The organism is Halovulum marinum (genome assembly GCF_009697225.1).
Taxonomy (GTDB): Bacteria; Pseudomonadota; Alphaproteobacteria; order Rhodobacterales; family Rhodobacteraceae; genus Halovulum; species Halovulum marinum.
Map to the genome: position 1 here is coordinate 110,455 of NZ_WIND01000009.1, position 21,818 is coordinate 132,272.

20 protein-coding genes are annotated in these 21,818 nt (G+C 67.7%); 13 read left to right on the plus strand and 7 right to left on the minus strand.

Annotated elements, in window-relative coordinates; genetic code table 11:
• Positions 1–12: 12 nt before the first annotated feature.
• The 13 genes from GE300_RS12800 to GE300_RS12860 all read left to right on the plus strand — a co-directional run bounded on the left by GE300_RS12800 (position 13) and on the right by GE300_RS12860 (position 14,967).
• Positions 13–789: an enoyl-CoA hydratase gene (locus GE300_RS12800; RefSeq protein ID WP_154446962.1), complete on the plus strand. Its 777-nt coding sequence runs from the start codon at positions 13–15 to the stop codon at positions 787–789.
• An 80-nt stretch (positions 790–869) separates the two neighbouring features.
• Complete coding sequence (rpsT, locus tag GE300_RS12805; RefSeq protein ID WP_154446963.1) at positions 870–1,136, plus strand: 30S ribosomal protein S20; 267 nt, start codon at positions 870–872, stop codon at positions 1,134–1,136.
• Positions 1,137–1,494: 358 nt separating this feature from the next.
• On the plus strand, positions 1,495–1,944 hold the full coding sequence (locus GE300_RS12810; RefSeq protein ID WP_154446964.1) for a rhodanese-like domain-containing protein: 450 nt from the start codon (positions 1,495–1,497) through the stop codon (positions 1,942–1,944).
• Positions 1,945–2,031: 87 nt separating this feature from the next.
• Positions 2,032–3,465 (plus strand): chromosomal replication initiator protein DnaA, encoded by a 1,434-nt coding sequence (dnaA, locus tag GE300_RS12815; protein ID WP_154446965.1) that lies wholly within the window; start codon positions 2,032–2,034, stop codon positions 3,463–3,465.
• 190 nt (positions 3,466–3,655) lie between these two features.
• Positions 3,656–4,114 carry a TadE/TadG family type IV pilus assembly protein gene (locus tag GE300_RS12820; RefSeq protein ID WP_154446966.1) on the plus strand — a complete coding sequence of 153 codons (459 nt, stop codon included), beginning with the start codon at positions 3,656–3,658 and terminating at the stop codon, positions 4,112–4,114.
• A 164-nt stretch (positions 4,115–4,278) separates the two neighbouring features.
• On the plus strand, positions 4,279–5,925 hold the full coding sequence (locus tag GE300_RS12825) for a Tad domain-containing protein (RefSeq protein WP_154446967.1): 1,647 nt from the start codon (positions 4,279–4,281) through the stop codon (positions 5,923–5,925).
• 240 nt (positions 5,926–6,165) lie between these two features.
• The gene (locus GE300_RS12830) at positions 6,166–7,809 is read left to right on the plus strand and encodes a pilus assembly protein TadG-related protein (protein ID WP_154446968.1); all 1,644 of its coding nucleotides are present in this window, start codon (positions 6,166–6,168) and stop codon (positions 7,807–7,809) included.
• 153 nt (positions 7,810–7,962) lie between these two features.
• Positions 7,963–9,081: a DNA polymerase III subunit beta gene (dnaN, locus tag GE300_RS12835; protein ID WP_154446969.1), complete on the plus strand. Its 1,119-nt coding sequence runs from the start codon at positions 7,963–7,965 to the stop codon at positions 9,079–9,081.
• Between the two features lie 20 nt (positions 9,082–9,101).
• Positions 9,102–10,229: a DNA replication/repair protein RecF gene (gene recF, locus GE300_RS12840; RefSeq protein WP_154446970.1), complete on the plus strand. Its 1,128-nt coding sequence runs from the start codon at positions 9,102–9,104 to the stop codon at positions 10,227–10,229.
• A complete protein-coding gene (locus GE300_RS12845; RefSeq protein WP_154446971.1) occupies positions 10,226–10,846 on the plus strand; it encodes a LysE family translocator in 621 nt (206 codons plus the stop codon). Before recF ends, GE300_RS12845 begins: the two co-directional genes overlap by 4 nt.
• Positions 10,847–10,978: 132 nt before the next feature.
• The gene (gyrB, locus tag GE300_RS12850) at positions 10,979–13,402 is read left to right on the plus strand and encodes a DNA topoisomerase (ATP-hydrolyzing) subunit B (protein ID WP_154446972.1); all 2,424 of its coding nucleotides are present in this window, start codon (positions 10,979–10,981) and stop codon (positions 13,400–13,402) included.
• 257 nt (positions 13,403–13,659) lie between these two features.
• A complete protein-coding gene (locus tag GE300_RS12855; protein WP_154446973.1) occupies positions 13,660–13,857 on the plus strand; it encodes a hypothetical protein in 198 nt (65 codons plus the stop codon).
• A 105-nt stretch (positions 13,858–13,962) separates the two neighbouring features.
• Entirely contained in the window at positions 13,963–14,967 is a 1,005-nt protein-coding gene (locus GE300_RS12860) for an endonuclease/exonuclease/phosphatase family protein (protein ID WP_233416984.1), read from the plus strand.
• A 9-nt stretch (positions 14,968–14,976) separates the two neighbouring features.
• Here the strand turns inward: GE300_RS12860 and GE300_RS12865 are convergent, their stop codons facing one another.
• The 7 genes from GE300_RS12865 to GE300_RS12895 all read right to left on the minus strand — a co-directional run bounded on the left by GE300_RS12865 (position 14,977) and on the right by GE300_RS12895 (position 21,589).
• Positions 14,977–15,168 carry a hypothetical protein gene (locus GE300_RS12865; protein ID WP_154446975.1) on the minus strand — a complete coding sequence of 64 codons (192 nt, stop codon included), beginning with the start codon at positions 15,166–15,168 and terminating at the stop codon, positions 14,977–14,979.
• Positions 15,169–15,475: 307 nt separating this feature from the next.
• Entirely contained in the window at positions 15,476–15,805 is a 330-nt protein-coding gene (locus GE300_RS12870) for an HU family DNA-binding protein (protein WP_267905444.1), read from the minus strand.
• Between the two features lie 112 nt (positions 15,806–15,917).
• Positions 15,918–17,399: an AMP nucleosidase gene (locus GE300_RS12875; RefSeq protein WP_154446994.1), complete on the minus strand. Its 1,482-nt coding sequence runs from the start codon at positions 17,397–17,399 to the stop codon at positions 15,918–15,920.
• Positions 17,400–17,416: 17 nt separating this feature from the next.
• Positions 17,417–19,210 (minus strand): adenine deaminase, encoded by a 1,794-nt coding sequence (gene ade, locus GE300_RS12880; protein ID WP_154446977.1) that lies wholly within the window; start codon positions 19,208–19,210, stop codon positions 17,417–17,419.
• A gap of 83 nt (positions 19,211–19,293) precedes the next feature.
• The gene (locus GE300_RS12885) at positions 19,294–19,752 is read right to left on the minus strand and encodes a GAF domain-containing protein (RefSeq protein ID WP_154446978.1); all 459 of its coding nucleotides are present in this window, start codon (positions 19,750–19,752) and stop codon (positions 19,294–19,296) included.
• A gap of 109 nt (positions 19,753–19,861) precedes the next feature.
• Positions 19,862–21,217 (minus strand): ammonium transporter, encoded by a 1,356-nt coding sequence (locus GE300_RS12890; RefSeq protein WP_154446979.1) that lies wholly within the window; start codon positions 21,215–21,217, stop codon positions 19,862–19,864.
• Positions 21,218–21,250: 33 nt separating this feature from the next.
• On the minus strand, positions 21,251–21,589 hold the full coding sequence (locus tag GE300_RS12895; RefSeq protein ID WP_154446980.1) for a P-II family nitrogen regulator: 339 nt from the start codon (positions 21,587–21,589) through the stop codon (positions 21,251–21,253).
• Positions 21,590–21,818: the final 229 nt, after the last annotated feature.

Below are 21,818 nucleotides of genomic sequence, written 5' to 3' on the forward strand. Positions count from 1 at the left end.
ATGGAGACGCCAATGGGTTACGAAACCATCCGGGTAGAGGTCGAGGATCACGTCGGTATCGTCCGGCTCGACCGGCCCGACGCGATGAACGCGCTGAACAGCCAGCTTCTGGACGAGCTTGGCAAGGCGCTGTGCTCGCTCGACCAGAACGATACCGTGCGCGCCATCATCCTGACCGGCTCGGACAAGGCGTTCGCCGCCGGCGCCGACATCAAGGAAATGGCCGACAAGTCGTTCGTCGACATGTTTTCCGAAGACTACTTCTCGGCCGGGACCGAACGCTTCCTGCGGGTGCGCAAGCCGATCATCGCCGCCGTCGCGGGCTACGCGCTGGGCGGCGGCTGCGAGCTGGCGATGATGTGCGACTTCATCCTGTGCGCCGACAACGCCAAGTTCGGCCAGCCCGAGATCAACCTGGGCGTCGTCGCCGGAATCGGCGGCACCCAGCGCCTGACCCGCTTCGTCGGCAAGTCGAAGTCGATGGAGATGCACCTGACCGGCCGGATGATGGACGCCGCCGAGGCCGAGCGCTCGGGGCTGGTCAGCCGCGTCGTGCCCGCCAAGGAGCTGATGGCCGAGGCGCTGAAGACCGCCGCGAAGATCGCCGAGAAGTCGCCGCTGACGGCGATGGCGGTGAAGGAGGCGGTGAACCGCTCCTACGAGACGACCCTGCGCGAGGGCGTGCTGTTCGAGCGGCGCCTGTTCAACGCGCTGTTCGCCACCGAGGACCAGAAGGAGGGCATGGCCGCCTTCGCCGAAAAACGCACGCCGCAGTTCCGCGGCAAATGACCTTCGGGCGTTGACACCCCGATCCGTTGTGGATATGTCCGCGCCCTGACCCGAGAAACACAGTTTTTGGAATCTGATACATGGCCAACTCGCCAGGAGCCAAGAAGCGCGTCCGCCAGCTCGCCCGGCGGACCATGATCAACAAGTCGCGCCGCTCGCGGATGCGCACGTTCATCCGCCGTGTCGAGGAAGCGATCGCTTCCGGCGACTCGGACAAGGCGCGCGACGCGCTGAAGAATGCCCAGCCCGAGATCATGCGCTCGGTCACCAAGGGCATCCTGCACAAGAACACCGCCTCGCGGAAGATCAGCCGCCTGTCGGCCCGCGTGAAGGCGATCAACGCCTGAGACCACCCGGAGCTTGAACCGACTGCCCGCGTGCCCCCGGCGCGCGGGCAGTCGCGTTTCACCGATCCGTCACGCAACGTTCATGTTCAGGTTTTGATCCCGTTGCCCGAATCTGCACCGCTGCATAACGTGACGGCCACGCTCCGGCCCCAACGCCGAGCTTCACGCTGACCGCAGTTGTGCTATCGACCCGAAGCAGGTTTCGGGGCGCGCACTGCTGCGTTTTGTTAACGATTTCTTGTGTTGCAGCGAATCTGTAGTTGTCAGCCCAATCCGGCGTCAATGACTTCTTCGTGTTGAAAGGACCCGCTGGCCGCGCTTACTGTCCGGCCAGCGTCAGACAAGGACAGGGATACTCATGAGCGATTCTCCGGGCATGGCCGTCGACGTGATGTCACCCGACGAGGTGTGGACGGCCCTGGAAACCGACGGCACGGCGCAGCTTGTCGACGTGCGGACCCGCCCGGAGTGGAGTTTTGTCGGCGTGCCCGACCTGTCGGCGCTCGGCCGGCAGGTGGTTCTGGCCGAATGGCGGCGCTTCCCGGACATGCAGGTGGCGCCCGATTTCGCCGAATCGATACTCGACACGCTGGGCGACCCGCCTCCGTCGCAGATCTTCTTCATCTGCCGCTCGGGCGCGCGGTCGCTGGACGCGGCGCGCGATGTGGCGGCGGTCTGCCGGCAGCGCGAGCTTCCGATCCGCTGCGTGAACGTGGCCGAGGGGTTCGAGGGGGATCTGGACCAGAACCGGCATCGCGGCGCGATGAACGGCTGGAAGGCGCGCGGCCTGGCCTGGCAGCAGAGCTGAGCGGTATTTTGATGTGTGACCCGTCCCGCCGGGACCGGTCGACCGGCGGTGCGGTGCCGGCTGGACGAACGAAAGCGACGGAGCGGGATGACACAGGATATATGGGGCCGCGTTCGATTGGGTCTTAACGAGTCTCTGGGCGAGTCCGCCTTCACGACCTGGATCGAACCGCTCGAATTCAAGGGCTGCACCAACGGTGTCGCCTACCTCAGCGCGCCCACCAGCTTCATCGGGAACTGGGTGTCGCAGCACTATGGCGAACGCATCCAGCGTCTGATCATGGACGCCGGCACGCCGGTCTCGCGACTCGACTTCTCCGTCGCCAGCCGTCAGGCGCGGGCAGCCGCGTCCGATGCGCAGACGGCCGTGGCGTCGCAGGCCGGCGGCGGCGTCGGCCTCGCCACGCGCCCCGAGTCGGCCGCCCAGCGGCGACCGGGATCGGGCGCGGCCGAACCGGTGCGCCCGGCCGAGCAGGGCGAGTTGCCCGGCTCGCCGCTCGATGCGCGTTACCGCTTCGACACCTTCGTCGTCGGCAAGCCGAACGAGCTGGCCCATGCCGCTGCCCGCCGGGTGGCCGAGGGCGGCCCGGTCACCTTCAACCCGCTGTTCCTCTACGGCGGCGTCGGGCTCGGCAAGACGCACCTGATGCACGCCATCGCCTGGGAACTGCAGGCCCGGACCCCGGCGCCGCGGGTGCTGTACCTGTCGGCCGAACAGTTCATGTACCGATTCGTGCAGGCGCTGCGCTTCAAGGACACCTATTCCTTCAAGGAGCTGTTCCGCTCGGTCGACGTGCTGATGGTGGACGACGTGCAGTTCATCGCCGGCAAGGAATCGACGCAGGAGGAGTTCTTTCACACGTTCAACGCGCTGGTGGACCAGAACAAGCAGATCGTGATCTCGGGCGACACCGCCCCGGGCGAGATCTCGGGGCTCGAGGACCGGATCAAGTCGCGCCTGCAATGCGGGCTGGTCGTCGATCTGCACCCGACCGATTACGAGCTGCGCCTGGGCATCCTGCAGACCAAGGCCGAGATCCAGTCGCAGCTGCATCCCGGCATCACCGTCGAGACCCGCGTGCTGGAGTTCCTGGCCCACCGCATCAGCTCGAACGTGCGGGTGCTGGAGGGCGCGCTGACCCGGCTCTATGCCTTCGCCTCGCTGGTCGGCCGGCCGATCGACATGGACATGGCGCAGGAATGCCTGTCCGACGTGCTGCGGGCGTCCGAACGCAAGGTCACCGTCGAAGAGATCATCCGCAGGGTCGCCGATCATTACAACGTGCGCATGGCCGATCTGCTGGGTCCGCGCCGAGCCCGCGCGGTGTCGCGGCCGCGGCAGGTGGCGATGTTCCTGTCCAAGCAGCTGACCACCAAGTCGCTGCCGGAGATTGGCCGCCGCTTCGGCGGGCGCGACCACACCACGGTGATTCACGCGGTCAAGAAGATCGAGGAACTGAAATCGATCGACAGCCAGATCAGCGACGAAGTCGAACTGCTGCGCCGCATGCTCGAGGCCTGATCTGCCGTTGCGCGGCAGACATATTGCTGCCGGAATCGGTTCCTATAAACTAAAATGATATGGCGCATCTCGTGGGCGTGAAGCCCTATTGGCGCGTGACCCCTGCACAACCGCGTCGGCGGAGCAGGGGCAAGTCTTTGGGGACGTCAAGCGCCGTGGGGCCGGGCGCTTGCGGCATGGGGAATAGGCGATGAAGGCAACATTCATCCAGGCTTACACCGCGCGGCGGCGCGCGGTCCGCCGTTATCTAAACCTCGACGAGGACGGCGGGACGACCACGATCGAGTTCGTCCTCTGGCTGCCGATCTTCATCGCGATTCTCAGCATCGTCATCGACGTCGCCTTCGTCTTCCTGGCACAGGCCGTGATGTACGACGTGGCGTCCGACACGGCGCGCCGCTACGCGGTCGGCAGCCTGTCGACCACCGCCGCGGCCAAGTCGCACGCCGAGACCGAAGCGCAGTTCAACGGCGAAACCCCCACCGTAACGGTCACCGAAGCGGGGGACGGAACCGTCGAGGTCGTCATCACCCACGCCATCGCCGATATCGACATCACCGGCATCTTCAGCAGCATCGCCAGCTTCTCGTCCGACACGATCAGCGCGACGGTCTACCAGATCAAGGAACGGGACGGCTCGGCAATCTGACGGCGGGAATCGGTCGGGGCCCCTGTCGTGGCCGGTGCCCGCTCTGAAGAAAGATCACTTTTTCGCCAAGGTTCCCTGCCAGTCAGACAGATAGAAAGATTCGGCATGGGTACTGCCGGGTAAAATCCGCCGAGTACGGGCACAACCCTTGATTGGGTCATGTGATGTACCAGCCGCTCGCCAATTTCCGCGACGATACCGACGCCGCCTCCACCGCTTGGTCGATCTTCTGGACGATCTGCTTCCTGCTGGTCGCGGGCTTCGTCATCGATACCGCCAATGCCTACAAGTACCGGCAGGTGCTGACCGCGACGGCGGATTCGGCCTCGCTGGCCGCGATCATGAACTACCGCGAACTGGAATATTACGGCCTCTACGACAAGCAGGACGAGAACTACTACACCGATGACGGCAACGCGCCGCCGGAAGGCTACGCCCGCGCGCGGACCGCCGCCAGGGGCATCGCCAGCCAGATCATGAGCACCGCCAAGAACGGTGCGGTGATCGCGGATCAGGATGTCGAACTGGGCCACTGGAACGGCGCGGCCTTCCTGCCGTGGGACGGCGCCTCGGCGAAACCGGGCACCATCAACGCCGCGCGCGCGACCGCGCACCGGTCCAGCCGCCGCGCGAACTCGACCGACGCGAACCCGCTGGACACGCTGCTGCTGGGGGCCTTCGGCGGGCTCGACTGGTGGGATATCGCCGCCGTGTCGGTCGCCGAAAGCTACATCCCCGGCTGCTATACCGACGGGCTGATGGCGATGGGCAAGGTCGACATGAGCTCGAACAACTCGTTCTACGGCGAGATCTGCGTCCACGGCGAAGGCCAGGAGAACAACGGCAACAAGAACCCGCCGGTCGGGATCAGCGTCCAGCAGGGCAACTTCTTCGATCTCGAGGTCACGGTCTCGTCGCCCGGCGCGCACGATACCATGGTCGACGGCTCGGGCGCCTACGACCCCGACAGCAACATCGTCGAGGTGTACCGCGAGGAAAGCCTGATGCCCTCGGGCATCGCGGAGTTCGATGCCCTTCGCGACATGCTGATGGACCCGCTGTCGGCCTCGCCGACCGACCTGGCGCGCTACATGCCGGACTACATCCTGGAAAGCGTCACCTATGCGGGCGAACCCGTGGTGGGCGACGGCGACTACAGCACGCCGCTGACGGTCGCCGAGATCGAGACGGCCCTGGACGTGCTGACCCACCCCGACGCCGACTGGCCGATCGTCGACCGGAACCCCGCCGGGAACGGTCCGCTGGCCGCCACCGACTTCAACGACATGCTTGCTCAGGCCGCGGCCAACGACACGGTAAGCGAGACCTTCTCCGGCAAGATCTTCAACGTCTCGTGCCAGGGCGGACCGGCGAACAAGGTCATCAACTTCGGCGAGCCGGTGACGCTCAGCAACATGGCCGTGGTGTCCAGCGACTGCCGGTTCTCGTTCAATTCTAACATCACGGTGGCCAGCTCGTTCCTGCTGACCGACCACAACGGGTCGAACGCGACGGTGCAGGGCAGCAGCGGCGTCACCATCGGCAGCGGCACCTGCGAGGTCGGCACCGGCTCCAAGGTGATGGCGCGCGGCACCATCGACTTCGCCTCGGACATGACGATGATCCGCTCGCAGATCGTGTCGCGCGACGAAGACGTGTACTACGCCGCCAAGGCCGATGGCCTTGACGGAACATCCGTCCACGCCGGCGGCAACATCTTCCTCCGATCCCAGGCCGCCGCGCAGTATTGCCCCGGCGCGACCACCGACGACCTGATCGTCAGCCGGGAGTACTACCGACTGGTCCAGTAGTACGCAGCCGAAACGGATCTTCGCCTGAAGCCGGGCGCTGCACGCCGTGCAGCGCCCGTCTGCACGAATCAAATCTCACATATAGATATGCGAATACCTGTCGCGTCAGTTAATCATGTCGCAATTAAGGAATATTAAAGAAATATTGTGCAACTTTAGAAAGTTTGCTATCTAATTAGTCGAGTAGTGAGTCCGGTCGATGTGCGGCCGGACAAGTGAGTTTAGGGTAGGGGTGGCGTGATGGGAATGCCTGCAAGTGCCGTTTCGCGGTTTCGCGAAGACATTGAGGGTGCGTCGACCGCGTGGTCGATCTTCTGGACCCTCATCTTTCTGATCATCTCGGGCTTCGTGATCGATACCGCCAACGCCTACAAGTACCGGCAGGTGCTGACGGCGACCGCGGACGCGGCATCGCTGGCGGCGATCATGAACTACCGCGAGCTGCACTATTACGGGCTGTACGACCAGCAGGACGCGGACTATTACACCGCCGACGGCAACGCGCCGCCGGAGGGTTACACCCGCGCCCGCAACGCCGCAACCGGCATCGCCGCGCGGATCATGAGCACCGCCAAGAACGGCGAGGTCGTCACCGACCAGGATGTCGAGCTGGGCAACTGGAACGGCGCCACGTTCACGCCCTGGGACGGCGTCTCGGCCACACCGGGCAAGATCAATGCCGCCCGCGCGACGAGCTATCGCTCCAGCCGCCGGTCGGATCCCGACGATTCGAACCCGCTGGACACGCTGCTCATGGGCGCCTTCGGCGGGCTGGACTGGTGGGACATCGCAGCCCAGTCCATCGCCGCCAGCTTCGTTCCCTGCCAGTTCACGCAGGGTCTGGTCGCCATGGGCAAGGTCGACATGAGCTCGCTGAACTCGTTCGGCGGCGAGATGTGCATCCATGGCCAGGGCGAAGAGAACCACGGCAACAAGAACCCGCCGGTCGGGATCGATCTGCAGCAGAACAACACGTTCGGCGATGGCGTCACCGTATCCTCCAACGGCCCCTACGACACCCAGGTCGCCGGCTCGGGCAAGAACGACGACGACAACAACCTGCGGGACGTCTATCAGCAGGACTCGATCCAGCCTTCGGGGATCCAGGAATTCGACGCGCTTCTGGACATGCTGAAGAACCCGAACGGGGCCGATCCGCAGGACATCGTCGACTACATGCCGGACCTGATCATCGAGAATGCGATGGTCGGCGGCAGCACGCTTTCCGACGGCGACCCGGACACGCCGATGACCTACGAGGACAAGGAAGCCGTGAAGAACAGCTTCCCCGACGCGGAGTGGCCGATCGTCGATACGAATGCGTCCGGCGGACCACTTACGGCGACCGATTTCGAGGCCCTGCTCGCGTCGGCGGCGACAAGCGACTCGGTCGCGGCGGATATCGACGGCAAGATCTACAAGGTGGATTGCTCCGGCGGCGGCAGCGACAAGACGATCGATCTCAGCGAGACCATCACGCTGAGCAATGTCGCGGTGGTGTCCGATCAATGCCGCATCTCGCTGTCGTCCAACATCACGATCGCGGCCTCGTTCCTGATGACCAACCACTCGGGCAACAACATGACGGTCCAGGGCAGCAACGGCGTGACGCTCGGCAGCGGCACCTGCGCCGAAGGCACCGGCTCCAAGATCATGGCCCGCGGCGACATCGACTTCTCGTCCGAGATGACGATGATCCGCTCGCAGATCGTGTCCAAGGAAGGTGACGTGAAGTACGCGGCGAAGGCCGACGGCATGAACGGCACCACGGTCCATGCGGGCGGCAACATCATCCTGACCTCGCAGGCCGCGTTCCAGGATTGCCCGGACGCGAACCCGGACAAGCTGATCGCCAGCCGCGAATGGTATCGTCTGGTGCAGTAGTCGCCGGAAGCTCGGGAATTGGGGCGCGGTTCTGCCGCGCCCTTTTTCCTTGTTGTCACACCCGGCGAAAAGTCGCCCTTTTTCCGTTTGAACAATTTGGCGATTTCGCTACCGTCGTCCTCCCGAACGCGAGCGAGACGAGGAACGGTTTCCATGAAGGTGAGCATCGAGCGGTCCGCGCTGCTGAAAGCGATGAGCCGGGCGCAATCGGTGGTGGAGCGGCGCAACACCATCCCGATCCTCGCCAACGTGCTGATCGAGGCCGAGGGCGACGGGCTCAGCTTCCGCGCCACCGATCTTGACATCGAGGTGCTGGACCGCGCCCCGGCGATGGTGCTGAAGGCCGGCGCCACCACCGTCGGCGCCCACACCCTGCACGAGATCGTGCGCAAGCTGCCCGACGGCGCCATGGTCGAGCTGGAATCCGACGACGCCGCCGGCCGGCTGGCGGTGCGCGCCGGGCGCTCGTCGTTCTCGCTGGCGACGCTGCCGCGCGAGGATTTCCCGGTGATGGCCAACGCCGAGTACGAGTGCAACTTCGCCTGCGACACCCCGGTGCTGCGCCGGCTGTTCGACAAGGCCAAGTTCGCCATGTCGGTGGAGGAGACAAGGTACTACCTGAACGGCGTCTACATGCATGCCGCCGACGGTCTGGACGGGCGCGCCCTGCGCTGCGTCGCCACCGACGGCCACCGGCTGGCGCGGATCGACGCGCCCCTGCCGCAGGGCGCCGACAACCTGCCCGGCGTGATCGTGCCGCGCAAGACGGTGGGCGAGATGCGCAAGCTGCTGGACGACGACGACGTGCAGATCGCGGTGTCGGTGTCGGAAACCAAGATCCGCTTCGCCACCCCCGAGGTGACGCTGACCTCGAAGGTGATCGACGGCACCTTCCCCGACTATTCCCGCGTGATCCCGACCGGCAACACGAAGCGGCTCGAGGTCGACGCGACCGAGTTCAGCAAGGCCGTCGACCGCGTCGCCACCGTGTCGTCGGAACGCTCGCGCGCGGTCAAGCTCAGCCTCGACGAGGATCGGCTGGTGCTGTCGGTGAACGCCCCGGACAGCGGCGCCGCCGAGGAGGAGCTCGCCGTCGCCTATGGCGACGAGCCGCTGGAGATCGGCTTCAACGCCAAGTACCTGCAGGAGATCGCCGACCAGGTCGACCGCGAGAATGCCGTGTTCCTGTTCAACGCCTCCGGCGACCCCACCCTGATGCGCGAGGGCGATGACGAGACGGCCGTCTATGTCGTGATGCCCATGCGCGTCTAGGCGGGGGCCGGCCGCCCCCGATGCCCCGCCTGGCCGTCACGGCCCTGGCGCTGTCGCACCTGCGCTCGCACCGCGCCGCCCGGATCGAGGGCGACGGCCGGCCCGTCGCCATCTTCGGCCCCAATGGTGCCGGCAAGACCAACATCCTGGAGGCACTGTCGCTGCTGTCCCCCGGCCGCGGCCTGCGCCGATCCGCCACCGCTGACCTGTCGCGCAGCCCGGAAAACCTGGGCTGGAAGGTGCGCGCCACGCTCGACACGCCGCACCATGTGCACGAGGTCGAAACCTGGGCCGAGGCCGGGCAGACCTCGCGCCAGGTGACGATCGACGGCAAGGCCGCGTCGCAGACCGCGCTGGGCCGGATCGCGCGCGTGTTGTGGCTGGTGCCGGCGATGGACCGGCTGTGGATGGACGCGGCCGGCGAACGCCGCCGTTTCCTCGACCGCGTGACGATGAGCCTTGAACCGGGCCACGCCGACGTGGCGCTGGCCTACGAGAAGGCGATGCGAGAGCGCAACCGCCTGCTGAAGGACCAGATCCGCGACGACGCCTGGTATGCCGGCCTCGAGGCGCAGATGGCCCGTCACGGCGCGGCGCTGGCGGCGAACCGGGCGATGGCGCTGGACCGGCTGAACGCGGCGCAGCAGGGCGCGCAGACCGCGTTTCCGCAGGCCGACCTGGCCCTCGCCCCGCCCGAGGACGGCCCGGAAACGCCCCGCGACGAGGGCGCGTTGCGCGATGCGTTGGCGCAAGGCCGCCGCCGCGATCTGGCCGCCGGGCGCACCCTGACCGGCCCGCACCGCGACGATCTGCGCGCGGTCTACGCCGCCAAGCAGATGGAGGCGCGGCTGTGCTCCACCGGCGAGCAGAAGGCGCTGCTGGTCTCGCTGATCCTGGCCAACGCGCGGGCGCTGGCGCAGGACATCGGCGCCGCGCCGATCCTGCTGCTCGACGAGGTCGCGGCGCATCTGGACGCCGGCCGCCGCGCCTCGCTGTACGACGAGATCTGCACCCTGGGCGCCCAGGCGTGGATGACCGGGACCGACGCCGCGCTGTTCACCGCGATGGGCACGCGCGCGCAATGGATCGAGGTCACCGACGAGGGCGGCCTGTCCCGCGTGACCCAGTTGACGGACCCCGCGGCATGACGCTGACCCCCGCGCAGATCGGCCTCTACGCCGGCGCGCTGTTCATCCTGTTCCTGACCCCCGGCCCGGTCTGGGTGGCGCTGATCGCCCGCGCGCTGGCCGCGGGCTTTCATGGCGCGTGGCCGCTGGCACTGGGGGTGGTGGTGGGCGACGTGCTGTGGCCGCTGCTGGCGGTGTTCGGCGTCGGCTTCATCGTCTCGGTCTACGGCGATGCGCTGGCGGCGCTGCGCATCGCGGGGGCGGTGATCTTCGTGGTGATGGGGCTCGGGCTGATCCGCGGCCGGCACCGCACCATCGGCGAGAACAGCGCCCTGACCGCGCCCGGCATCTGGGCCGGGTTCACCGCCGGCGTGCTGGTGATCCTGGGCAACCCGAAGGCGATCCTGTTCTACATGGGCGTGCTGCCGGGTTTCTTCGATCTGTCCGCGATCACCGGCTGGGACATCGCCGCGATCTGCCTGATCTCGGCGCTGGTGCCCCTCGCCGGCAACCTTCTGCTGGCGGTTTTCCTGGGCCGGGTGCGGGCGATCCTGTCGTCCCCCGCCGCCCGCGCGCGGCTTAATCTGGGGGCCGGCGTGACCCTGATCCTCGTCGGTTTCGCGATTGCGCTGACGTGATTTCCGCGACACCGATTCGCTGATCTCAACTTACTGGAATCGCACCGTTTTTCAGAAGGCACTTCCCGCCGCGCGGCGTGACATTCCCGGCGCGACCCTATAGAATCAGGAAAATTCGAACGGACAGGTGGCATGGCGGACAACGACAAAGAGCAGGCAGCCAACAGCGACTACGGGGCAGGCTCGATCAAGGTCCTCAAGGGCCTCGAGGCGGTGCGCAAGCGGCCGGGCATGTACATCGGCGATACCGACGACGGCTCGGGCCTGCACCACATGGTCTACGAGGTCGTCGACAACGGCATCGACGAGGCGCTGGCCGGGCACGCCGACACCGTCTTCGTGACGATTCACGCCGACGATTCGGTGTCGGTGCGCGACAACGGCCGTGGCATTCCGGTGGACATCCACGAGGAAGAAGGCGTTTCGGCGGCCGAGGTCATCATGACCCAGCTGCACGCCGGCGGGAAGTTCGACAGCAACTCGTACAAGGTTTCCGGCGGGCTGCACGGCGTCGGCGTGTCGGTGGTCAACGCGCTGTCCGAATGGCTGGAGCTGCGGATCTGGCGCGGCGGCAAGGAGCATTACGCCCGGTTCGAGGGCGGCTTCACCGTCGAGCCGCTGCGCGAGGTGGGCGACGCCGAGGGCAAGCGCGGCACCGAGGTGCGCTTTCTCGCCTCGACCGAGACCTTCTCGAACCGCGACTTCAGCTTCAAGACGCTGGAGCACCGCCTGCGCGAGCTGGCGTTCCTGAATTCGGGCGTGCGCATCACCCTGCGCGACGAGCGCCCGGCCGAGGCGCTGGAAGACGTCATGGTCTACGACGGCGGGGTGAGGGAGTTCGTCCGCTTCCTCGACCGCTCCAAGCACCCGCTGATCGACCAGCCGATCTTCATCACCGGCGAGCGCGACGAGATCGGCATCGAGGTCGCGATGTGGTGGAACGACAGCTACCACGAGACCGTGCTGCCGTTCACCAACAACATCCCGCAGCGCGACGGCGGCACGCATCTGGCCGGCTTTCGCGGGGCGCTGACCCGGACGATCAACAACTACGTGGCGACCTCGGGGCTGGCGCGCAGGGAGAAGGTCTCGCTGTCCGGCGACGACGCCCGCGAGGGGCTGACCTGCGTTCTGTCGGTCAAGGTGCCGGACCCGAAGTTCAGCAGCCAGACCAAGGACAAGCTGGTCAGCTCGGAGGTGCGCCCCGCGGTCGAGAGCCTGATGAACGAGAAGCTGGCCGAGTGGTTCGAGGAGAACCCGAACGAGGCCCGCACCATCGTCGGCAAGATCGTCGAGGCGGCGCTGGCCCGCGAGGCCGCGCGCAAGGCGCGCGAGATGACCCGCAAATCGGCGATGACCGTCGCCTCGCTGCCCGGCAAGCTGGCCGACTGCCAGGAGAAGGACCCGGCGAAATCCGAGCTGTTCCTGGTCGAGGGCGACAGCGCCGGCGGCTCGGCCAAGCAGGGCCGCAGCCGTGCCAACCAGGCGGTGCTGCCCCTGCGCGGCAAGATCCTGAACGTGGAGCGCGCCCGCTTCGACCGGATGCTGTCCAGCCAGGAGATCGGCACCCTGATCACCGCGCTGGGCACCGGCATCGGCCGCGACGAGTTCGACCTGAACAAGCTGCGCTACCACAAGATCGTCATCATGACCGATGCCGACGTCGACGGCGCGCACATCCGCACGCTGCTGCTGACCTTCTTCTTCCGGCAGATGCCCGATCTGATCGACGGCGGATACCTGTATATCGCGCAGCCGCCGCTCTACAAGGTCGCGCGCGGCAAGTCCGAGGTCTATCTGAAGGACCAGGCCGCGCTGGAGGACTACCTGATCCAGCAGGGGCTGCTGGACACCTCGCTGCGCCTGGGCGACGGCAGCGTGATCGCCGGGCCGGACCTGGAGCGGGTGCTGACCGAGGCGCGGCAGGTGCGCACCATCCTGGGCGCGTTCCCGACGCATTATCCCCGCCCGATCCTGGAGCAGGCGACGATCGCCGGGGCGCTGGTGCCGGGCGCGCTGGACCAGGACATCCAGGCGGTCGCCGACGCGGTCGCCGCGCGGCTGGACCTGATCGCGGTCGAGTACGAGCGCGGCTGGCAGGGCCGCCCGACCCAGGACCACGGCCTGCGGCTGTTCCGGGTGCTGCGCGGCGTCGAGGAGGTCCGGGTGCTGGACGGCAACGTGCTGCGCTCGGGCGAGGCGCGCAAGCTGGGCGGGTTCACCCAGGCCCTGCAGGAGGTCTATCGCGAGCCGGCGGTGCTGGAGCGGCGCGACAAGCGGATCACCATCCACGGACCGCTCGACCTGCTGGACGCGGTGATGAAGGAAGGCGAGCGCGGCCTGTCGCTGCAGCGCTACAAGGGTCTGGGCGAGATGAACCCCGACCAGCTGTGGGAGACCACGCTCGATCCCGAGGCGCGCACCCTGCTGCAGGTCCGCGTCAACGAGGTGACCGAGGCCGACGAGGTGTTCACCCGGCTGATGGGCGACGTGGTCGAGCCGCGCCGCGAGTTCATCCAGCAGAACGCGCTGAGCGTCGAGAATCTGGACTTCTGATCCCCTGCGCGCCGGGCCCGGTTCGGCGCGCAATCTCGGGAATTTCACCGAGAGAACCCCGTAAAGTCCCTGAAATTGCCGGGGAACTGTTTCCTAAAAAATCGTTGACGCCGTGTCCCGGGCAGTTTTCGTGCCGGCGCCGCGGGGTTTTTCCGCCCGCGCGTGGCAGAACTCACGCGGGCATCGGGGCGGCGCAGGTATCGTCTGCGCACGTAGACGGCATCGGAGAGTACCACCCTGTAACGAGGAACCGGAACATGCCTGCCACCACCCACGCACCGACCACCACCATTCCCCGGATCGACACGCGAAAGCCATCGCTGCCCAGGCGGCTGGTGCTCTGGCTGATCCGGCGCGACCGGCATTTCCGCGACACGCGGAAGCTGCGCGCGATGCCCGAAGAGCGGCTGGTGGACATGGGCCTGTCGCGCGCGGACATCGAGTCCCTGTCCTGAGCCTTCGGCGCGCGCCCCGCGGGCGCGCGCCGGCGCCCTGGCGCCGCGCCTTGCGGATCCGTTGCGTGCCGTGCATCTATGCGACGGCCAGCAAGGAGCCCGCACTTGACGCCCACGACCCCCGAACTGCCCCCGGTCACCGACGCGCAGAAGGCCGCGATCCTGTCCGCCCCGCGCACCGCCGAGGCGCACCGGCGGCTGATGGCCGGCCTGCCCGCGCTGCACCGGATCCAGACCGGCGGCCGCGGCGGCGACGCGCCGCTGCGCGCCGGTTTCACCGCCGCCGCCTGGAACCTGGAGCGCGGCCTGTTCCCCGAAGCCAGCGCCGCGCTGCTGGCGGCGCAGGGGGTGGACGCGGTGCTGCTGTCCGAGATGGACAACGGCATGGCGCGCACCGGGCAGCGCGACACCACCGCGGCGATGGCGCAGGCGCTGGGCATGCACTTCGCCTATGGCGTCGAGTTCTTCGAGCTGGGCCTGGGCGGGATCACCGAGCGCGCGCTCTGCAGGGAGCAGGTCAACCGGCTGGGCTGGCACGGCAACGCGATCCTGTCGCGCGCGCCGTTCCGCAAGCTGGCGCTGATCCGGCTGGACGACGACGGCCGCTGGTTCGCGCCGCAGGACGGCGCCGATCCCGGCCAGCCCCGCATCGGCGGGCGGATGGCGCTGGCGGCGGTGGTCGAGGCCGCGTTCGGGCCGCTGTGCCTGGTCTCGACGCATCTGGAAAGCAGCTCCGGCGCCGAGCTTCGGGCGGCGCAGTTCGACCGGCTGCTGCGCGCGGTGGACGCGTTCGCGCCCGGCCTGCCGGTGCTGATCGGCGGCGATCTGAACACCGGCAACCAGCTGCCGCCGGACTGGGACTGGCGCAGGGAAGACCTGTTCGCGATGGCCGAGGAGCGCGGCTATGGCTGGGCGCTGACGCCGGCGGGGATCACCACGCGGTCCAGCCTGATCACGCCGCACCGGACGCGGCGGATGAAGCTGGACTGGTTCTGCACGAAGGGGCTGGCGGGAACCGGACGCATTGTGGTCGCAGAGGATGCCCACGGCACCCCGCTGTCGGATCACGAATGCATCGTCGCCGAAGCGATCGGTCCCGCCGCCGGGTAAGGCGCGGCCTCAGGCGTGGGCTTCGCCGATGATGTTCCGCGCGCTTCTGCGGGCGAGCATGATCAGCCCGGCGGTCGGCCAGCTGAGCATCGCCAGCGAGAACGTCTCGGCATAGGTCGCGCCCTGCGCCCCGACGATCAGCGTGAACAGCAGCGACAACCCCATGCCCCAGAGATAGAATTCCGCGATACGTCTTGCCATTTCAGATCTCCTGCCAACTGCGGGTACTCTGTTCGCACAACGCCCATGATAGGCAACTGGTTGCCGCATTTCAGCCATATTCGCGCCAAAAAGTTGACAAAGTGGTGATACGGCGGACGATTTCCCGCCGGCGTCAGGTCAACGCGCCGGGGGCGGTCCGGTTTCCGGCGCCGTGTGGTCCGAGACGAGGCCCGAGGCGACGCCCGAGGCGAAAGACAGGAAAATCGGCGGGTTCCGGGGGGTGCCGGAACGAAAAAAGGGCCACCCGGCGGGCGGCCCTTCGATCCGTGGTGACGGTGCCCGTGGCTCAGGCGTTGATCACGTCCTTCAGCGCCTTGGCGATGGTCACCTTGACCACCTTGTCGGCGTCCTTGTGCATTTGCTCGCCCGTGGCCGGGTTCCGGACCATACGGGCCGGACGCTCGCGGCACGAGAACTTGCCCAGACCCGGCAGGGTGACGGCGCCGCCCTGCGCGACCTCGTTGGTCACGACCTCGGTCAGCGCGTCCAGCATCCGGTTGACGCCGGCCTTGTCGCTGTCGGTCTTGTCGGCCAGTGCAGCGACCAGCTGCGTCTTGGTCATGGGCTTCTGAGTCATCTTTGATGCTCCCCGATCGGTTTGTTGTGGGTGTCGCAAGTGAAGTGTCGGTCGAGATAAGCCAATCCGTGCACAAAAAACAATGGGGGATTCGCGCGGATTTCCCTTTTTTGCTTGGTTCCGCGCATCGCGGGCACAGACTTTTTGCCGGTCAAAGGAACGCCGTCTCCTCGAAGCTGCGCAATTTGCGCGAGTGCAACCGCTCGAGCGGCATCTCGCGGAGCGATTCCAAAGCGCGCAGTCCGATCAGCAGGTGCTGGGCGACCTGCTTCTTGTAGAACGCCGTCGCCATGCCCGGCAGCTTCAGCTCTCCGTGCAGCGGCTTGTCGCTGACGCACAGCAGCGTGCCGTAGGGCACCCGGAAGCGGAAGCCGTTGGCGGCGATGGTGGCGCTTTCCATGTCCAGCGCGATGGCGCGGGACTGCGACAGGCGCTGCACCGGGCCGGACTGGTCGCGCAGTTCCCAGTTGCGGTTGTCGATGGTGGCGACGGTGCCGGTGCGCATGATCTTCTTCAGCTCGTAGCCCTCGAAGTCGGTGACCTCGGCGACGGCGTTCTCCAGCGCCACCTGCACCTCGGCCAGCGCCGGGATCGGCACCCAGGTCGGCAGGTCGTCGTCGAGCACATGATCCTCGCGCACGTAGGCGTGGGCCAGAACGTAGTCGCCCAGGCTCTGCGAGTTGCGCAGCCCCGCGCAGTGGCCCAGCATCAGCCAGACATGCGGGCGCAGCACCGCGATGTGGTCGGTGATCGTCTTGGCGTTCGACGGGCCGACACCGATGTTGACCATGGTGATCCCCGAGGTGTCCTCGCGCACCAGGTGGTAGGTCGGCATCTGCGGCATCTTCGCCGGCGGCGTGCCGGTGGTGCCGTCGGCGGTGGTGATCACGTTGCCCGGCTCGACCAGCGCGGAATAGCCGCTGCCCGGCTCGGCGATGCGCGCGCGGGCCCAGGCGACGAACTCGTCGACGTAGAACTGGTAGTTGGTGAACAGCACGTGGTTCTGGAAATGCTCGGCCTGGGTGGCGGTATAATGCGCCAGCCGGGCCAGGGAATAGTCGATGCGCTGCGCGGTGAACGGCGCCAGTGCGCGGCTGCCGTCGGGCCCGAAGCCGTCGCCGTTGACGATGCTGTCGTCGGTGGTGTTCAGGTCCGGCACGTCGAACAGGTCGCGCAGCGGCCGCGCGGTGCGGTCCTCGATGCTGCCCTCGACATGCGCGCCGGGGCCCATTGCGAAGTGCAGCGGGATCGGGGTGTCCGAGGGGCCGATCGTCACCGGCACGCCGTGGTTCTCGATCAGCAGGCCGATCTGCTGGGTCAGGTAGCCGCGGAACAGGTCGGGCCGGGTGACGGTGGTGGCGTAGTGCCCCGGCTCGGCGACGTGACCGAAGGACAGCCGGCTGTCGACCTTGGCGAAGCTGGTGGTGGTGATCGACAGCCGCGGGTAGAAGGCGCGGTAGCGGCCCGCGATCGGCTTGCCGTCCATCACCTCGGCGAAGTGGGTGCGCAGGAAATGCGTCGCCTGCTCGTAGAGCGCGATCAGCGCGTCGACCGCCTCGGCGGCGTCGGTGTAGCCGTGCGGCACCCCGGCGTCGGGCGACAGGATCGGCAGTTCGGAGGCGGCGGGGTTCAGTTCCACGGGCGGCCCTTTCACGCGACGAAGAGGTCGGTCTTCTCGAACCTCGTCACGTCTATGAGGCCGAGGTCCGATATCCGCAAGGCCGGGATCACCACCAGGGCCAGCAGCGAGTGCTGCATGTAGGCATTGTTCAGCGTGCAGCCGCAGTCGGCCATCGCCTGCACCATCCGCGCGGCGGCGCCCGCCACCTCGGCGGCGGGCGCGTCGGACATCAGCCCGGCGATCGGCAGCTCGACCAGCGCCTGCTCCTGGCCGTCGCGGTAGACGGTGACGCCGCCGCCGACATGCGCCAGCCGGTTCGCCGCCAGCGCCATGTCGGATTTCGAGGTGCCGACGACGATCATGTGATGGCTGTCGTGGGCCACGGTCGAGGCGACGGCGCAGTTCGCATCGTAGCCGAAACCGGAGACGAAGGCGTTGGTCACGCCGCCGGTACCGCGGTGCCGCTCGACCAGCGCGATCTGGCAGACGTCGCCCGCGCGGTCCATGGCGACAAGCCCGCCGTCGACCGGCAGGTCGGCCTCGAGCGCGCGGGTCGGGGCCTGGTTCTCGACCACGCCGATCACCCGCGCGCGGACCCGGTGCGCGCCCAGCGGCGCGGCGATGTCGAAATGATGCGCGGCGAGGTTCTTGCCCATGTTCACCGTGCGGCGCGCGCTGTCGGGCCAGCGGAACGCGGGCTGCGGCGCGGTCAGCGCGCCGTTCTCGGCCACCACCCGGCCGCGGGCGATCACCGTCTCGATCGGCAGCGCGGTCAGGTCCGAGGTCAGGACCGCGTCGGCGCGGCGGCCGGGGGCGATCGCGCCCAGCTCGCGCTCCAGCCCGAAATGGGTGGCGGTGTTGATCGTCGCCATCTGCAGCGCCACCAGCGGGTCCAGCCCGCAGCCGATGGCATGGCGCACTACCCGGTCCATGTGGCCGTCGTGGACCAGCGTGCCGGAATGGCAGTCGTCGGTGCACAGGATGAAGCCGCGCGGATCGAGCCCCTTTTCCGTGACCGCGGTGATCTGGCTTTCGACGTCGTACCAGGCCGAGCCCAGCCGCAGCATCGCCCGCATGCCCTGGCGGACGCGCATGATCGCGTCTTCCTCGCGGGTGCCTTCGTGGTCGTCGGCGGGGCCGCCGGCGGCGTAGGCGTGAAAGCCGCCGAGGTCGGGGCTGGCGTAGTGGCCGCCGACGGTCTTGCCTGCCGCCTGGGTCGCGGCGATCTCGGCCAGCATCTTCGGGTCGGCGCCGATCACGCCGGGGAAGTTCATCATCTCGCCCAGACCGATGATGTTCGGCCAGGCCATCGCCTCGGCGACCTCCTCGGCGGTGATCTCGTGCCCGGTGGTCTCCAGCCCCGGGGCCGAGGGTGCGCAGGACGGCATCTGCACGAACACGTTGATCGGCTGCTCCAGCGCCTCGTCGTGCATCAGGCGCACGCCCGGCAGGCCGAGCACGTTGGCGACCTCGTGCGGGTCGATGAACATCGAGGTGGTGCCGTGCGGCATGACCGCGCGGGCGAACTGGGTGACGGTCAGCATCCCCGATTCGACGTGCATGTGCGCGTCGCACAGGCCGGGGATGACATAGCGGCCGTTGGCCTCGATCACCTGCGTGTCGGGGCCGATCATCGCCGAGGCGTCGGGGCCGCAATAGGCGAAACGCCCGTCCGCGACGGCGATGTCGCTGTCGGCGATGACCTCGCGGCTGTGCACGTTCACCCAGGCGCCGCCGCGGATCACCAGGTCGGCTGGGGCGTCGCCGCGGGCGACGGCGATCAGGCGGGGGGCGGATGCGGCCCAGGGCGTCACGGATACCATGGCGAAACGGTGCCACGCGGCACCGGCGGGGGCAAGCCGCGCGCAAGGCTGACGCGGCGGCGGGCGACCATCGGCCGCGGCGCCTAGAGGTGGCCGAACAGATCCGCCATCAGCCCTTCCAGCAACGCCGTGTCGGCCGGGGTGAAGGCGTCGGGCCGGTCGCTGTCGATGTCCAGCACGGCGATCACCGCACCGGCGGCGTCGAACACCGGCACGACGATTTCCGAGCGGGTCGACGCGGCGCAGGCGATGTGGCCCGGAAAGGCCGCGACGTCGGGCACCAGTTGCGTCAGGCCGGTGCGCGCGGCGGCGCCGCAGACGCCGCGGTCGAACGGGATCCGCAGGCAGCCGTGGCCGCCCTGGTAGGGGCCGATCGCCAGCATGCCGGGGGCGATGACGCGGTAGAAGCCGACCCAGTCGAAGCGGTCGTCGGAGTGGAACAGCTCGCAGGCGGTGGTGGCCATCAGCGCGACGGCGTCGGTCTCGCCCTCGGCCAGGGCGAGGATGCGGTCGCGGGTGGCGGTCGGGTGGGCGTCGCTCATGCCGCTTTTCTAGCGCGGCGCGCGGGCCGTGAAAACGAAAAAGCCGGGCCGCGGAGGGCCCGGCAGGTGCCCCCGGGCCGGTCGGCGGCCCGGGGCGGGAGTTTCCGGTTCAGGTCGAGAACTCGGGGTAGGCCTCGATCCCCAGCTCGGTCATGTCGAGCCCGGTCTCCTCGGCCTCGGCGTCGACGCGGATGCCGCCGGCCATGTTCAGGATCGACCAGACGATGTACGAGACCACGAAGACGAACACGCCGACGATGAGGATTGGGACGATCTGGCCGGCGAAGGTCGCGTCGGGGTTGGTCAGCAGCACCGCCAGCGTGCCCCAGATGCCGCCGAACAGGTGCACCGGGATCGCGCCGACGACGTCGTCGATCTTCAGCTTGTCGAGGAACGGCACGCCGAACACCACGATCACGCCGCCGATGGCGCCGATGATGGTGGCCATGCCCAGGCTGGGGGTCAGCGGCTCGGCGGTGATCGAGACCAGCCCGGCCAGCGCGCCGTTCAGGATCATCGTCAGGTCCGGCTTGCCGTACATCAGCTGGGTCAGGATCAGCGCGGCCAGCGCGCCGCCCGCCGCGGCGGTGTTGGTGTTGGCGAAGATCCGGCTGACGTCGGCGGCGTCGCCCACGGTGCCCATCGCCAGCTGCGAGCCGCCGTTGAAGCCGAACCAGCCCAGCCACAGGATGAACGTGCCCAGCGTCGCCAGCGGCATGTTCGAGCCGACGATCGGCACCACCTGCCCGTCCTTGTACTTGCCGTTGCGCGCGCCGAGGATCAGCACGCCCGCCAGCGCCGCCCAGCCGCCGACCGAGTGCACCACCGTCGAGCCGGCGAAGTCGAGAAAACCCCACTGGCTGTCGAGAAAGCCGCCGCCCCATTTCCACGACGCCTGGATCGGGTAGATCAGCCCGGTCAGGACCACGGTGAAGATCAGGAACGGCCACAGCTTGATGCGCTCGGCCAGGGTGCCCGAGACGATCGAGGCGGTGGTGGCGGCGAACATCAGCTGGAAGAAGAAGTCCGACCCGGTCGAGGCGTAGGACAGGTCGTCCGCCTCGCCGGCGCCGATGCCGACGGCCTCGAGCACGGCGACGCCGAACGCGCCGAGATAGCCGCCGGTCTCGTCGGTGCCGATCGACCAGTTGCCCAGCGGGTACATGACGTTGTAGCCGATCAGGTAGTACATTACCGCCGCGATCGCGAACAGCGACACGTTCTTGGTCAGTTGCATGGTGACGTTCTTCGAGCGCACCAGCCCGGCCTCGAGCATGCAGAAGCCGGCGGCCATCCACATCACCAGGAAGCCGCCGATCAGGAACAGCAGCGTGTTGAGGATGAACGCGGTGTGTTCGGCCGCCTCGCCGCCGGCGGCGGCGGCCCCGGCGTCCTGGGCCAGCAGCGGCGCGGCCGCCAGCAGCGGCACGCCGGCCAGGGCCGTGACTTTCAGAAGTTTGTTCATGGTTCTCTCAGTCCGTGTTGGAGGGTGCTGGGATCAGAGCGCTTCGTCGCCGGCTTCGCCGGTGCGGACGCGCAGCGCCTGCTCGACGTCCAGGACGAACACCTTGCCGTCGCCGATCTTGCCGGTCCGGGCGGTGCCGGCGAGCGTGTCGACGGTCTGGGCGACCAGATCGTCCGGAACCACCAGCTCCAGCTTGATCTTGGGCACGAAGTTCACGACGTATTCGGCGCCGCGGTAGATCTCGGTATGACCGGCCTGGCGGCCGTAGCCCTTGACCTCGGATACCATCAGACCCTGCACGCCCAGGCCGGTGAGGGCCTCGCGGACCTCCTCCAGCTTGAAGGGTTTGATGACGGCTATGATCAGTTTCATTGCATCCCCTTGCTTTCCGTCTGCATGGCCGCAGGCAGAGGGTCCCGCGGCGCACCATGTGGCGCTGAGCCGGAAATGACGCGGAAAGCACCGCGCTTGGCCAGCGCGGGATGGGCGCGACAGAGGGAATTTTCGGCAGATTCCGGCAATCCGCGCCGATTCAATGCACAATTTTTGACGTCTGTTCATTTGTTGTGCAGGCGAAGAATGCCGCACGCGCCCTCTCCAC